This is a genomic window from Paraburkholderia nodosa (assembly GCF_001718195.1).
GTDB classification, from domain to species: Bacteria; Pseudomonadota; Gammaproteobacteria; order Burkholderiales; family Burkholderiaceae; genus Paraburkholderia; species Paraburkholderia nodosa_A.
This window is the reverse complement of sequence record NZ_MCNV01000006.1, coordinates 209762-222452: the sequence shown is the minus strand read 5'-3', so window position 1 is coordinate 222452 and position 12691 is coordinate 209762. Positions and strand designations below refer to the sequence as shown.

At 65.8% G+C, this 12691-nt stretch carries 8 protein-coding genes; 4 read left to right on the top strand and 4 right to left on the bottom strand.

The window, feature by feature from the left end:
- Positions 1 to 21: 21 nt before the first annotated feature.
- The 3 genes from gspF to gspD all read right to left on the bottom strand — a co-directional run bounded on the left by gspF (position 22) and on the right by gspD (position 5139).
- Positions 22 to 1239, bottom strand: a complete 1218-nt coding sequence (gene gspF / locus BFD71_RS13655) for a type II secretion system inner membrane protein GspF (protein ID WP_028203270.1) — start codon at positions 1237 to 1239, stop codon at positions 22 to 24.
- Between the two features lie 70 nt (positions 1240 to 1309).
- Entirely contained in the window at positions 1310 to 2806 is a 1497-nt protein-coding gene (gene gspE, locus BFD71_RS13650) for a type II secretion system ATPase GspE (RefSeq protein WP_069264504.1), read from the bottom strand.
- Positions 2803 to 5139 carry a type II secretion system secretin GspD gene (gene gspD / locus BFD71_RS13645; protein ID WP_069264502.1) on the bottom strand — a complete coding sequence of 779 codons (2337 nt, stop codon included), beginning with the start codon at positions 5137 to 5139 and terminating at the stop codon, positions 2803 to 2805. Before gspD ends, gspE begins: the two co-directional genes overlap by 4 nt.
- A 555-nt stretch (positions 5140 to 5694) precedes the next feature.
- Between gspD and BFD71_RS13640 the strand changes: the two genes are divergently transcribed.
- A complete protein-coding gene (locus BFD71_RS13640; protein WP_069264500.1) occupies positions 5695 to 6141 on the top strand; it encodes a lytic transglycosylase domain-containing protein in 447 nt (148 codons plus the stop codon).
- Positions 6142 to 6317: 176 nt separating this feature from the next.
- Positions 6318 to 7643 (top strand): GTP-binding protein, encoded by a 1326-nt coding sequence (locus tag BFD71_RS13635; RefSeq protein ID WP_069264498.1) that lies wholly within the window; start codon positions 6318 to 6320, stop codon positions 7641 to 7643.
- Between the two features lie 133 nt (positions 7644 to 7776).
- On the opposite strand, the gene BFD71_RS13630 is transcribed toward BFD71_RS13635, so the two are convergent.
- Positions 7777 to 8055 carry an HU family DNA-binding protein gene (locus BFD71_RS13630; protein ID WP_027815965.1) on the bottom strand — a complete coding sequence of 93 codons (279 nt, stop codon included), beginning with the start codon at positions 8053 to 8055 and terminating at the stop codon, positions 7777 to 7779.
- A gap of 463 nt (positions 8056 to 8518) precedes the next feature.
- On the opposite strand from BFD71_RS13630, the gene mnmC reads away from it, so the two are divergent.
- Positions 8519 to 10501, top strand: coding sequence for a bifunctional tRNA (5-methylaminomethyl-2-thiouridine)(34)-methyltransferase MnmD/FAD-dependent 5-carboxymethylaminomethyl-2-thiouridine(34) oxidoreductase MnmC (gene mnmC, locus BFD71_RS13625; protein ID WP_069264753.1), 1983 nt, complete (start codon positions 8519 to 8521; stop codon positions 10499 to 10501).
- A gap of 935 nt (positions 10502 to 11436) precedes the next feature.
- The gene (locus BFD71_RS13620; RefSeq protein ID WP_069264496.1) at positions 11437 to 12642 is read left to right on the top strand and encodes a cation:proton antiporter; all 1206 of its coding nucleotides are present in this window, start codon (positions 11437 to 11439) and stop codon (positions 12640 to 12642) included.
- The last annotated feature ends 49 nt before the right edge of the window (positions 12643 to 12691 follow it).

The following is a 12691-nucleotide window of genomic DNA, read 5'->3' as shown; positions in this document are numbered from 1 at the left end:
ACTTCGTGCGGTTCGTACGCCTTACTGCACGAGGTTGTTCAGCTCGATGATCGGCAGCATCACCGCGAGCACGATCACGAGCACCACGCCCCCCATCGCGAGGATCAGGAGCGGCTCCAGCAGGCTCGTGAGGAACATCGTGCGCCGCTCGAGTTCGCGCGCCTCGCCTTCGGCCGCGCGGTCGAGCATGGTCGTTACATCGCCGGTCGCCTCGCCCGAGCGGATCAGGTGCACGAGCACGGGCGGAAACGTCTTCGTGTTGCCAAGCGCCCGAGACAGCGACGTGCCTTCGCGCACCCGCACGATGGCTTCGTCGATGTTCGTGCGCATCGCCTTGTTCGAGAGCGTTTCGCCGGCCGCCTGCAGCGCGCGCAGGATCGGCACGCCCGCCGCGCTCAGAATGCCGAGCGTGCTCGCAAAGCGCACCGTGTTGTAGCCGCGCACGAGCTTGCCCGCGAGCGGCGCGGTGAGCATCCAGCGGTCGAATGCGAGACGCGGGCCGGGCCGGCGCAAGGTAGAGCGCACGATCCACGCGACCACGGCCACGGCGATCAGCACCGCCCACCACCACTGCCGCACGAAGCCCGAGAGCGCCATCATCACGATGGTGAGCAAGGGCAGTTGCTGCTTCGTGCTCGCGAACACGTTCACCACCTGCGGCACCACGTAGCTGAGGAGGAACGTGACGATGCCGAACGCGATGATCGTGACGATCGTCGGGTACGTGAAGGCGAGCACGATCTTCTGCTTGAGCGCGTTGCGCTGCTCGATGTAGTCGGCCAGGCGCGACAGCACGATGCCGAGCTTGCCGGTATGCTCGCCCGCGGCCACGAGCGCACGGTAGATATCCGGGAAGTCGCGCGGGTGCTGCTCGAGGGCACTGGCGAGCGAATGGCCGCCGAGCACCTCGGCGCGAATGGCCGCCATCAGTTCGCGGATGTAGTCGCGCTCGGACTGCTCGGTGAGCACCGCAAGCGCCTCGCCGAGCGGCAGGCCCGCCACCAGCAGGCTCGCGAGCTGGCGCGTGAGGATCGCCTGCTCGCGCTGCGAGAGCTTGCGCCCGAGCGCGAGCCGTTGCTGGCGCGCGCCGCGCGTGCGGCTCGCGGCGGGTTCGACTACGAGCGGCGTGAGGCCCTGGCCGCGCAGCAGCGCACGCGCGCCGCGTGCACTGTCCGCGTCGAGCACGCCTTTTTGCGCTTTGCCCGTGGCGTCGATGGCTTCGAAGCGAAATGCCGGCATGTTGCTGATCGCCCTCGCTTTTATTGAGCGTCCATCTGGTGGTTCATCGTGCGGCCCGTCGTGCGGCGCATTACGCGCCGCCCGTCACGCGCAGCACTTCCTCGAGCGAGGTCCTGCCCGCTTCGACCCAACGCTCGCCGTCTTCACGCAGCGTGCGCATGCCTTGCGCGCGGCCGGCCGCGAAGATCTCCGCATCGGCGGCATTGCGGTGGATGAGGGCGCGAATCGGCTCGTCGATGAGCAGCAGTTCGTACACGCCGCGCCGTCCCGCGTAGCCCGAATGACCGCAGCGATCGCATCCCACCGGATGCCAGCGCTTTCTGCCGTCGTCTTCCACGCGTTCTTCCTTGCATACGGGGCAGAGCTGGCGCACGAGGCGCTGCGCGAGCACGCCGAGCAGGGACGACGCGAGCAGATACGGCTCGACGCCCATGTCGGTCAGACGCGTCACCGCCGAGGCGGCGTCGTTGGTATGGAGCGTGGCGAGCACGAGGTGGCCCGTGAGCGACGCCTGCACGGCGATTTGCGCGGTTTCGAGGTCGCGAATTTCACCGATCATGATGATGTCGGGGTCCTGACGCAGGATCGAGCGCAACGCGCGCGCAAACGTCATGCCGATACGCTCGTTCACCTGGGTTTGCCCGATGCCCGAAAGGTCGTACTCGATCGGGTCTTCCACGGTCATGATGTTGGTCGTAGCCGTTTCGAGCCGCGACATCGAGGCGTAGAGCGTGGTCGTCTTGCCCGAGCCCGTCGGGCCGGTCACGAGCACGATGCCGTGCGGCTTCGCGATCAGCTGGTCGAACTTGCCGAGCGTGTCGCCGGCCATGCCGAGCGCTTCGAGGTTCAGGCGCTGCGCGTCTTTTTCCAGCAGACGCAGCACCGCGCGCTCGCCGTGGCCCGTGGGCAGCGTGGACACGCGCACGTCCACCGGACGCCCGCCCACGCGCAGCGTGATGCGGCCGTCCTGCGGCAGGCGTTTCTCGGCGATGTCGAGCTGCGCCATGATCTTGATACGCGAGATCAGCGCGCCATGCAGCGCCTTCTTCGGGCGCACGACATCGCGCAGCGTGCCGTCCACGCGAAAGCGCACCACGGATGCATTCTCGAACGGCTCGATATGAATGTCCGATGCCTGCTCGCGCGCGGCCTGCGTGAGGAGCGCGTTGATCATACGGATGATCGGCGCGTCGTCTTCGGACTCGAGCAGGTCTTCCACTTCGGGAATGTCCTGCATGAGGCGCGAGAGATCGACTTCGCCTTCCACTTCGCCCACCACCTGCGCGGCGCTGCCGTCCTGGCGCGCATACGCCTGGTTGATGGCCTGCGCGAGTTCGTCGGCCGGTACGCGCACGAGCGCGAACGCGCCGAAGTTGCGCGCGACCTCGGCGATGGCGGCCTGCGAAGTGCGCTCGCTGATCCACACTTCGAGGCCTTCGGCGCGCTGCTGGGCGACCAGAATCTGGCCGCTGCGCGCAAAGCCGTACGGCACGAGGCGCGCGGCAAGCGGCGAGGGCGGCTCGCGGTCCGCTCCGCCAGTGGCCGCAGGCGCGTGCGGCGTGCTCACGGCTGCACCCGCGTGGTGGCAGGCGCCGCCTGTTGCACCGGCGTGGTTTCGACCGGCGCCGTTTGCACGGGTGCGGCGGGCTGCATTTGCACGGGGCTTGCCGGATTTGCGGGCGCCGCGGGCTGCACGCCCAGCGCCTGTTGACGCCGCATCTGGTCGAGGTCGAACAGGTTCAGCGCGGAGCCGCCCTGGCTCGGGCCGACCGGCATCGGCGGCACGACCGGGTCGTCGCGATCCTTGATCAGGTTGTTGTCGGACTTGTATGCGCCCGTTACGCCCTGGATATAGTCGTAGCGATTCGACGTGACCGCCTGCGCCGTGTCGCGGTCGCTGATGATCACCGGACGCAGGAACACCATCAGGTTGGTCTTCTCGCGGGTCTTGTTTTCCGAGCGGAACAGCTGGCCGATCCACGGAATGTCGCCGAGCAGCGGCACCTTGCTGTTGGCGACCTGGTAGTTGTCCTGCATCAGGCCGCCGAGCACTATGATCTCGCCGTTGTCGGCCAGCACCGTCGACTGGATCGAACGCTTGGTGAATTCGGGGCCGGCGGGATTGGTCGTCGCGTTGGTCGTGCCCGTCACGATCGCCGAGTCTTCCGTGTACAGCTGCAGCTTCAGGATGCCGCCGTCGGTGATCTGCGGCTTGATGTGCAGCGTCAGGCCCACGTCCACACGATCGTAGGTGTTGAACGCCGTGCTCGCCGTGCCGCTCGTGAGGTTCGAATACGACCCCGTCTGGATCGGCACGTTCGTACCGACGACGATCTTCGCTTCCTGGTTGTCGAGCGTAATGAGGTTAGGCGTGGACAGCACGTTGGCGTCGGCCGTTTGCGAGAGCGCCTGCAGCAAGGCACCGAGACCCCGCACACCGAAGATGTTCTTGATCCAGCCCACGTTCAGGCCCTGCTGGAGGCCGGAAGCCCCGAGCGCGCTTGCAAGGCCGCCGGTGCTGGCGTCGGCGGCCGCAGCGGCCGTCAGGTTGATGATGCTGTTGCCGCTGCCGGTGGAAAGATTGGTGCCGGCGTACAAATTGCCATTCGCCACCTGCCACTGAATGCCCAGGTTGGCGTTGGTGGTCGAGTTCAGTTCGACGATCAGCGCCTCGATATAGACCTGCGCGCGCCGCGCATCGAGCTGGTTGATCACGGCGCGCAGGTTGCGGTACACCGCGTCCGGCGCCGTGATGATCAGCGAGTTGGTCGCCGCGTCGGCCTGGATCATGCCGCCCGGCTGGTTCTCGTCGCCCTTGTCCTTGTCGCCGCCGAGGAATGGGGCTTCGTTGCTGCCGCCACCGCCGCTGCCGTACGAACTGCCCCCGCCTAGTGAACTCCCCGACGACGTACCGCCGCTGAGCGAGCTCGACGGCAGCGGCGGCGTGCCGGAGGTGCCGGTCGACATGCCGCCGCCGCCGCCGCTGTTGCCTGCCTGGTTGAAGCCGTTCGCATTGCCGGACGACGACGTATCGTTGCCGCCCTTGCCGAGCATGCCGCGCAGCGTCTTGGCGAGCTGCGTGGCGTCGGCATTGCGCAGCGGCACGACGTGAATGTTGCCCGGCATGCTGGTCGGCGCGTCGAGCTGCTTCGAGAGCTGGACCGCCGAGGCCAGGCGTTGCGCGTTCGAGGCGCGCAGCATCAGCGAATTGGTGCGCGGGTCGGCGATGACCGACACCTTCAGCGACGGGTCCGAGGCGCCGATCGCGCCCGGGTCGAGCATCTTCGCGATTTGCGGCGCGATGTCGAGCGCATTGGCGTTGTGCAGTGGTACTACCTGCACCTGCTGGCCGGCGGCCGAGTCCACACCCGCGATGATCGAAGCGATGCGGCGCACGTTGTCCGCATAATCGGTCACGATGAGCGTGTTGTTGGCCGGGTAGGCGGCGATGGTGTTGTTCGGCGAGATCAGCGGGCGCAGCACCGGCAGCAGGTTGTTCGCCGACTCGTGCCTGAGCGTGAACACCTGGGTTACCACCTGGTCGCCACGCGCGCTCGGCGCGTTGCCCACGTAGGTCGGCACGCCCTGCAGCTTGGCGTCGGCTTCCGGCACGACCTTCAGGACGCCGTGATCCTGCACGAGCGCGAAGCCTTGCATGCGCAGCGCCGACTGCAGGGTCTTGAGCGCCTGGTCTTCAGGTACGGGGTTTTCGGAGACGAGATTGAGCTGCCCCTTCACGCGTGGATCGACGATGATCGTTTTGCCGGTGGCGGCGCCAATTGCCTTCGCCACCTGATCGATGTCGGCGTTGACAAAATTGAGCGTGACCTGCGCATAGGCAAGCTGTGCCGTAATCAGTCCGCTCACGAGCAGCGCCGTGGCGACGCGACGCAAAGCCATACGATTTCTTCTCATGGGTGTCTTATCGAAGCCAGCGGCAGACGCGCGCGGCTATTCGTCCTCGACGTACGGCTGTGGGGCCGATTCGCCTGTGCTTTCCTGACTAGTGCCGACGCCGGCTCTCCTCGGCCCGGACGTCCGTCAGTCAACAAAAGATGAAACAGTAGCAGTTTTTCGTGTCGAATTTGTCACAAAAAATGGCTCTCCGGGGAATTCTTCTAATCGCCGAGCCGCGCCAGCCGGTAATCCCAAGCTGTTTGTAAGCATGCATGCCTCGCGAGCGAGAGCGCGTGGACTTCAATTGGCTAGAAGCGCTGCGCCTTGTCTGAGCAGCCAGCTTGACGCGTCATCAGTGACCGGTATCATACGAGCGGCCCGAAGGATGGCCAACGCGCGTTTCCCCCTGTCTTTATGTGGGAATTCCCGCATTGCGCGCCAGAAATCAGACCGGCTCGCGAGAGATTGCGTCATTCTGCAGGCTGTGCCGTTCGTCTCCGGGCTTGTCCTTTTGCTTGTCTTTTGCTTGCCCTTTTGTCAGTTTCCGCGCGAGTCGCCATGCCTAACGTCTGGTCCGCTACGCTTGCCGCCGCCGTGGTGCTCGTCACCGCGAGCGTCAGCACGCTCGCGCACGCGGATTGTTTCGACGAGGCCGCGCGCTACCAGAAGGTCAATCCGCTGATCCTGCGCGCCATTGCCTGGCAGGAGTCGCACAACCGTCCCGACGCAGTACACAGGAATGCGAACGGTTCGATCGACTACGGCGTCATGCAGATCAATTCGGTGCATCTGCCCGTGCTCTCGCAGTACGGCATTTCGCAAAGCACGCTCATGGAGCCGTGCAAGAACGTCTATATCGCCGCGTGGCATCTGCGCCAGAAGATGAACAAGTACGGCAACACGTGGGCTGCCGTCGGCGCTTACCATTCCGAAACGCCGACGCTGCGCGACCTCTACGCGCAGCAGATCGCAGACATTCTGCGCAAGTGGCATCTCATGCAATAGCGCGCTTGAGCGCGTGCTGAGCGCTCACAGCATGCTCGCGCCCTGAATGCGGCGGCACGCGTGCCCTGCGTGGCGCGCGCGCATGGTGCAAAATGCTGGCTGACGCCGCACCCTTACGAGGATTTCGATCCTTTCGCGCGGCGCGCCTCCCGACTCACTTTCTGCACCAAACTGCGATGAACCAGCCGCCACTGCCCGTCACCGTGCTCTCGGGTTTTCTGGGCGCGGGCAAGACCACGCTGCTCAACCATATCCTGTCGAACAGCGCAGGCCTGCGCGTGGCGGTGATCGTCAACGACCTCGCCTCGGTGAACATCGACGCCGCGCTCGTGCGTGACGCCTCGGCACTCTCGCGCGTGGAAGAGCGCGTGGTCGAATTGTCGAACGGCTGCATTTGCTGCACGCTGCGCGACGACCTGCTCACCGAGATCCAGCGCCTCGCCGATCCGGCTCGCGCCGGCCAGCGCTTCGACGCCATCGTGATCGAATCGACCGGCGTGGCCGAGCCCATGCCGATCGCGGAAACCTTCACGTTCGCCGGCGACGACGGCATCGCGCTCGATGAATTCGCGCGTCTCGACACGATGGTCACCGTCGTCGACGCATTCAACTTCCTGCGCGACTACGCGAGCGCCGACCAGCTTGCGCAGCGCGGCGTGGCAGCGAGCGAGGAAGACGACCGCGCGATCGTCGAACTGCTCGTCGATCAGGTGGAGTTCTGCGACGTGCTCGTGCTCAACAAGGCCGACCTCGTAAGCGACGACGAACTCGCACGCTTGCAGCACATTCTCGCGCGCATCAATCCGCGCGCGGTGCAGGTGGTGAGCCGCTTCGGCAACGTGCCGCTCGAGGAGGTGATCAACACCGGCCGCTTCGATTTCGATGCGGCATCGAGCGCGCCGGGCTGGCTCGCCTCGCTGCACGAGCATGACCATTGCGAAGACCCGGCGCATTGCCACGATCCGGCGCATGCGCCGCGCAGCGAAGCCGACGAATACGGCATCAGCAACTTCGTGTATCGCGCACGCCGCCCGTTTCATCCCGAGCGCTTCTGGGCGCTGCTCAACCAGGAATGGAAGGGTGTGCTGCGCTCGAAGGGTTTCTTCTGGCTCGCCACGCGCAACGACGTGACGGGCACGCTCTCGCAGGCGGGCGGCGTGTGTCGTCACGGTCCCGCGGGCACGTGGTGGGCGGCGCTGCCGCGCGAGGAATGGCCGCAGGACGCCGAACTCGAAAAGGAAATCGCCGCCGACTGGCAAGGCGATCTCGACGACCCGAGCGTCGGCGACCGCCGCCAGGAGTTGGTGATGATCGGCATCGATCTCGAGCGCGACGCGTGGCGCGCGAAGCTCGATGCATGCCTCCTCAACGATGCGGAATACGCGGCAGGCCCCGAAGCCTGGCTGGGCTACGCCGACCCGTTCCCGTCGTGGGAGCTCGACGACGACGACCACGATCATGATCACGGCGATCACGACGAGATCGTCCACCGTCCCGCGTGACCGGAACGACGCGCTCAACGAACAACGGCGCCGCAAAAATGCGGCGCCGTTTGCTTTTTCGCCAGCGATGCATGCACCTCGCAGGCGAAAAAAAACCCGCCAGGGGCGGGTGTCAACTTAAAGCGGCAATGCCTTAGCGCTTGTTGACGGCGTCCTTGAACGCCTTGCCAGCCGTGAACTTGACGGTCTTGGCAGCGGGAATCTTGATAGTTTCGCCGGTCTTCGGGTTACGGCCCGTACGGGCTGCGCGCTTGCCCGAACCGAAGCTGCCGAAGCCGATCAGCTGAACCGCATCACCTTTCGACACAGCCTTCTTGACCACTTCGAGGAGCGTGTCCAGCGTCTCGCCGGTTTGTGCCTTGCTAGCGCCCGTCTGTGCTGCGACGGCGTCGATCAGTTCCTGTTTATTCATTGAGAAGTTCCTTTCTGTGTTTAGGTTGACACGAACAGCGCGAACGCGCCGATTATACGGACGCGTGCCGCGCCGTCGAGCAGCGACGGACCCGGAGCACCCCGGCGTTTTCGCGTTGCGGCGACTAGCGTGTGTCTGATGCCGCAACGTCCGTGCTGCCGCTTCCCTGGGCGGCGCTTGCTATGATAGCGCAGCGCAAACCCAATAACGACAAGGGTTTCGAAGATTTCGCGCGGGAAATGCGGGTTTTTTGGAGCTTGTAGACCTTTTTGGGGTGTCCACCACCGCAATTCCCCCCGCCTGCGACGTTTTTCCCGCCGCACGCGTTGCGCCGCGCCAACGCAGCATGCGCGCAAACGCCGGCCCGGCAAGCGTTTGCGGCAACGCGATCCGCCTTCGTCACACGCTTTTTCCAGCCGCGCTGCTTGTCCGTTTTCTCCTCACCTCTGGCTTCGCGTTCCTCATGACCGCCACCCTGACACCCGCCACGCTCGCCTTCCGGGAAGACGGCACGCCGTTTTCGCCCATCTATGGCGACGTTTATCACAGCACTGCGGGCGCATTCGCACAGGCTCAAGCCGTCTTTCTGAAAGGCAACGCGCTGCCGCAGCGCTGGCAAGACAGGCGGATCTTCACCGTGGTCGAAACCGGCTTCGGCATGGGCGTGAACTTTCTCGCCACGTGGTCGGCATGGCGCGACGACCCGGCGCGCTGCGAACGCCTGCATTTCGTTTCGGTGGAAAAGCATCCGTTCGCGCGCAACGACCTGAAAAGTGCGCTCGACGCAGTCGTTGCACACGCACGCGAAGCGCCGCTCGCGCACGAACTCGTGAACACCTGGCCGATGCTCGTGCCGGGCACCCATCGCCTCGAATTCGAGGGCGGACGCGTCACGCTCACGCTCGCTTTCGGCGATGCACTCGAGGTATTTCCCAAAATGTGGATGCGCGCCGATGCGATCTACCTCGACGGCTTCGCTCCGGCGAAGAATCCCGAACTCTGGTCGCCGGCCATTTTCAAGGCGCTCGCGCGCATCGCCGGCGAGGACGCCACCTTCGCGACCTGGAGCAGTTCGGGCGACGTCAAGCGCGCGCTGGAGCAAAACGGCTTCGAATACCGCAAGGTGGAAGGCTTCAACGGCAAGTGGGCGATGCTGGTCGGACGCTTCGCGCCGCGCTGGCGCGTGCGCCGCTACGAGCCGCCGCTGCCGCTTGCGCTGCGCGAGCGGCACGCCGTCGTCGTGGGAGCGGGACTCGCCGGCTGCGCGCTCGTCGAGCGGCTGGCCGTGCGCGGCTGGCGTGTGACGCTCGTCGAACGCAACGCCGCGCCCGCGCTCGAGGCATCGGGCAATCCAGCCGGCGTGTTTCATCCGCTGATTTCGCGTGACGACAGCAGCGCGTCGCGCATCACGCGCGCGGGGTTTCTCTACGCGCTGCAACGCTGGGCCGCGCTCGAAGCCGCCGGCCACGCGCCCAGGCGCTCGCACGCCGGCTTGCTCCATCTCGCCACTGACGACGAATCGCGCGCCGTCGCCGCCGCGCTGGAATCGTTCGGCTATCCCGAAGAATTCGTGCGCGCCGTCACGCGCGAGCAAGCCCAGGCGCTGGCCGGCATCGCGCTCAATCAGGGCGGGTGGTTCTATCCGCAGGGCGGCGCAATCGACCCGGCAACGCTCTGCCGCGCCCAATGCGCCTTCGCCGCCGCGCTGCCCGGCGCGCAGGTCGAGACACGTTTCGGTGTGCGTATCGGTCACATTGCCCGCGCCGGCGAACAGGAATCCGGTGAATGGCAGGTGTTCGACGATGCCGGACGGCTCGTCGCCCAGGCAGCCGCGGTGATCTTCGCCAACGCCCAGGACACCTCGCGCGCCGCCGCGCTCGCGCATGCGCCCACCCGCATCGTGCGCGGCCAGCTCACGCTCGTCGATCCCAGCCCGCTCGCGAACCTGCGCGTACCCGTGATCGGCGAGGGCTATGCGGTGCCGCTCGACGGCGGCGTTACGCTCGCGGGCGCCACCTACGAAGTCGACGACGCCGACGACGCGCTGCGCGCCGCCGGCCATACCGAGAACATCGAACGTGTCGCGCACATGCTCCCGGAGCTTGCCGCCGCCCAGCGCGAGGGCGAGTGCGATTTCGCGGGCCGCGTGGCGTTCCGCTGCGTCACCAGCGACCGCATGCCGATGCTCGGCGCGCTCGCCGACGAAGACGCCGCCCGCCGCGACGCCCAGCGTCTGGCCGGCGCATGGCCCCTCGACCTGCCGCGCGCAAGCGGCCTCTACGGCGCGTATGCGTTTGGCTCGCGCGGGCTCGTGTGGGCGGGACTGGGGGCGGAGCTGATCGCGTCCCAGCTGGAAGGCGAGCCGTGGCCGCTGGAGCGGGAACTCGCGGACCAGCTGGATCCGGCGCGCTTCCTCCAGCGCGCCTTGCGCCAGCGCAGTCTTTGATCGCCCCACACGGGAAAGCGCCGCCCAGGTTATCCACGCCAATCTGTGGATAACCGCGCGAGTTGCCAGCGAATCGAGTGTGGAAGCGGTGTGGACGTAAACGGGGTAACTCAGCACGCCCCGTTCCAGGCCCAAAAGTTACTCTTCGAAGTGCGCATGGACCGCACATGCTTTGCGCGCGGTTGTGCGAACGCCAACTCCCGGATTCCTTTCAGTAAACCCCGGTTATCCACAGGAAATCCAGGCCCTTGTTAACTTCTACTACGTATACATACGGTAAACAGTAGACCCCAAGCTAGCGCCATCGCTGTCGGCAAAGACGATCCAGCCGGGCTTGAAAAACCAGACGAAAGCCGCCCGCCCCGATGCGGTCATTTTTTCCGCATACGTCGCCAAAAGCGCACAATGAGGACGCTATTACCGTCTTTGTCGATGCTTTCGATGCGGTGGGGCAATTGCAAAAAAGCTATGGCACAATCGCCGTTCTTTCCGCGTCAAATGCCGCAGCAGACGGTCGACGCATCCAAGGAACGGTTGCCCCTCATCCTGAATCTGAGTGCTCAGGGTAGACGGCAGCGTTCGTTCATCCAACGCGGGCGCAGCCACACCACACGCAAGCGCCCGTACCGGCTGTTCGCCGCACCACCATGTGCCGGCTGCTTTGTCGCAGCGTTTTGCCGCACGGTTCGCCCGCACTCGCCGCAGGAAGCGCGTATTCGCGCCAGCTCGCCCAATCGTCATATCGTCGGGCCAGCCGGCTGCATCGATTGGCGCAGCGCCAGGCGCAGAGCAAGCCGACAACGGACGGGGAGTAGAGGTGTCGTTCGCCTCGTGCGGCACGCGGCTTGCCTGTTAGCCGGTCGTATGTCGATCCAACGTCGGACAGCCGGATTCGATCCCACGCAAGATGTCGTTGCCAAGGAGAAGCCACCACGATGAAGTCGGCGTTTTCGTTTTTTCCCGCCTGGCCGTTGCAGCTCGACGGAATTTTCTGGGCCGGGCTCGCGCTGCTCGCCGCCGGTTTGTGCGGCGAGCTTTGTTATCGGGCGTGGCGCTTGCCGCGGATCTCGGGCTATGGGGTGATCGGGCTCATTGCCGGATCGGCCGGGTTCGGCGTGATCGACGCCGATGTCGGCACGGCCGCGCGGCCGCTGCTCGACGTCGCGCTCGGCCTGCTGCTGTTCGAACTGGGCAGCCGTCTCGACCTGCGCTGGATCCGCCGCAATCCCTGGCTCATCCTGTCGAGCCTTGCCGAGTCCTCGCTCACCTTCGTGCTCGTGCTCGCGGTGCTGCTGTTCCTTTCCGTGCCGACGATGATCGCGCTCGTCGTGTCGGCGATCGCCATGGCGACGTCGCCTGCCATGGTGATCCAGCTCAAGACTGAGCTGCGCGCAGAAGGCCAGGTCACGCAGCGCCTGCTCACGCTCACGGCGCTCAACAGCATGTATGCGGTGATCGTGGAAAAGCTTGCCTCGACCTGGCTGCATCAGGAGATGTACGGCAACGTGTTCGCGACGATCCTGCAGCCGCTTTATCTGCTGATCGGCTCACTGATTCTCGCGTTCGTGCTCGCCCGCGCTTGCACGCTGTTTTACCGCCGGCTGAGCCCGCAGGACGAGCACTCGTTCGTCGCGCTCTTCGGCCTCGTGCTGCTGGCGATCGCCATTGCGCACCTGCTCAAGCTCTCGACGATCCTGAGCCTGCTTGCCGCGGGCATCATCGTGAAGAATCTGGAGCCGCGTCCGCAGCTGTGGCCGCAGCATTTCGGCACGGCCGGATGGCTGCTCACGGTGATTCTGTTCGTGCTCACGCTCACCGCCTTCGAGTGGCACGACATTCTCGTGGGCGGCGCGGCGGCAGCGGGGCTGATCGTCGCCCGTGTCGCGGCCAAGCTCGTCGGCGTGCTGATGTTCGCCAAGCCGAGCGGGCTGCACTGGAAGCAGGGCGTGGCGCTCGGCCTTGCGTTGACGCCGATGTCGGCACTCGCGCTGCTGCTCGTCGAGGACACCTACGAGCTCTATCCGACGTTCGATCCGCGCCTGCGCGCGATCATTCTTTGCTCGATCGTCGTGCTGCAGCTCTTCGGACCCTGGGTGGTCTATCGCGCGCTCGCGCTCGTCGGCGAACGCGGCGAAAAATGAATCTCGCGGCGCGCGCGGCCGGCGGCTTGCGCGCGACGCCCCGACAGGA